At 78.9% G+C, this 1,703-nt stretch carries 1 protein-coding gene; it reads right to left on the reverse strand.

Translation table 11 applies throughout. From position 1 onward, the window contains the following. Positions 1-1,703 (reverse strand): glycoside hydrolase family 84 protein (locus tag ABD317_RS36665; RefSeq protein WP_344296344.1); only part of this gene is annotated, 1,703 nt, incomplete at both ends.

Genomic DNA, 1,703 nt, shown 5'->3' on the forward strand with positions numbered 1-1,703 from the left:
TTCGGCGGCGGAGGCGGCCGCGCCGCCGCCGGCGCCATGCCCCGCGGCGCCGCCCGCGCCCACCCAGGAGTCCGAGTCGGTCAGCGCGCGGCTGAGGAAGGAGTCGAGCACGCCCGCGCCGACCACCCCGCCGCCGCGGCCCGTCTCGCCGGCGAGGCGCTGCAGCTCAAGACGCGCCTGCCACGCCTGGCCGTGGCGCCCGTCGGCCTGCGCGGTGACCATGTCCACGGCCCGCTCGCCGGCCCGCCCGTACCGCGACAGCTGCGCCAGCCACGGCCGCACCTCGTCGCCGAACGTGCCGTCCGCCAGCGGCGCCAGCTCCTCCGGCGCCCGGCGCATCACCGAGAACGCGGCCCGCAGCCGCTCGGCGGCCTGCTCCGCGCCGCCGGGCCGGCCGCCCGACGCGCGCTCCCGCTCGCGCCAGAAGTCCGCGATCAGCGGCCGCAGGTACGCCGACTCCCGCGCACCCAGCTCCGACGACGCCGAGTTCCCGGCCAGCGCGGCGAGCGCGGCGCCCGCGGCCTCGGGGTCGGGGGCGTCCGCGGCCAGGTCGCGCACGGCGGCGCGCCAGGCGGCGTCCGGGTCGTACGCGCGCGGGTTCCAGGCGTAGTCGGCGACGGTGAACAGCGGCACGCGGGAGGCGGCGGGCTGCTCCATCGCACCGGCCAGCAGCCCCGCGGAGCCGGCGGCGACCGCCGGGTCGCGGCCGTCGTACGGGCCGAGGAAGATGCGGTCCCGGGCGTAGTCGTTGACCGGGTAGTTGTCCTGCGTGACCAGCGGGTGGCCGCCGAACGCGGCCTGCGCGCCGCGCAGCTGGCCGCCGCTGATCTCCTTGGGCACGGCGCCGACGCCGGACCACGCGACCTCCACCCGCTCGTCCAGCTCGCCGGCGAGCGCGGAGCGGTAGTCGGTGGCGCCGTCCTGGTAGTACTCGGTCGGCAGCAGCGACAGCGGGGCCGCGCCCGGGTGCCGGCGGGACAGGTGCGCGGCGAGCGCGTTGGCCGTCTCGGCCTGCGCGCGGGCGGCGGCCTCCGGGCCCGAGCCGTACTCGTCGGCGTCCTCCTCGCAGGCCCACTCGCTGTAGCTGACGTCGTGGAACTGCAGCTGGAACGCCCGTACGCCCAGCGCCCACATCGCGTCGGCCTTCGCCAGCAGGTCCTTGCGGTCGCGGGCGGAGGAGAAGCAGAAGTTCTGGCCGGGCGCCACCGCCCAGGCGAGCGTGACGTGGTTGGCGCGGGCCCGCTCGGCCAGCTCGCGGAACCGGGCGCGCTGCCCGGCCGGGTACGCCCTGCGCCAGTCGGCCTGGCGGTACCGGTCGTCGCCGGGGGAGTAGAGGTAGCGGTTGAGCTTCGTCCGGCCCATGAAGTCGAGCTGCGCCAGGCGCTGTTCGTGGCTCCAGGGGCGGCCGTAGTGGTTCTCGGCGATGCCGCGCACGGCGGTGCCGGGCCAGTCGCGTACGGACACCGCGGGCAGCGTGCCCTCCGCGTCGGCGGCGCGGGCCAGCTCGCGCAGCGTCTGCACCCCGTGGAAGAGGCCCTCGGCGTCGGTGCCGGACAGCGCGACGACGTCGCGCCCGGCGTGCTGCCCGGCGGCCAGCCGGTAGCGGCCGGCCGGCAGGTCGGCCTGCTCGCCGGCGCCCAGGGCGCGCAGCGCGGCCTCGGCGGGGGAGCGCCGGGGCGGCGGGCCGGCGACGCCCGCGGGGC

It is taken from the genome of Streptomyces synnematoformans (genome assembly GCF_039531005.1).
Lineage (GTDB): Bacteria > Actinomycetota > Actinomycetes > Streptomycetales > Streptomycetaceae > Streptomyces > Streptomyces synnematoformans.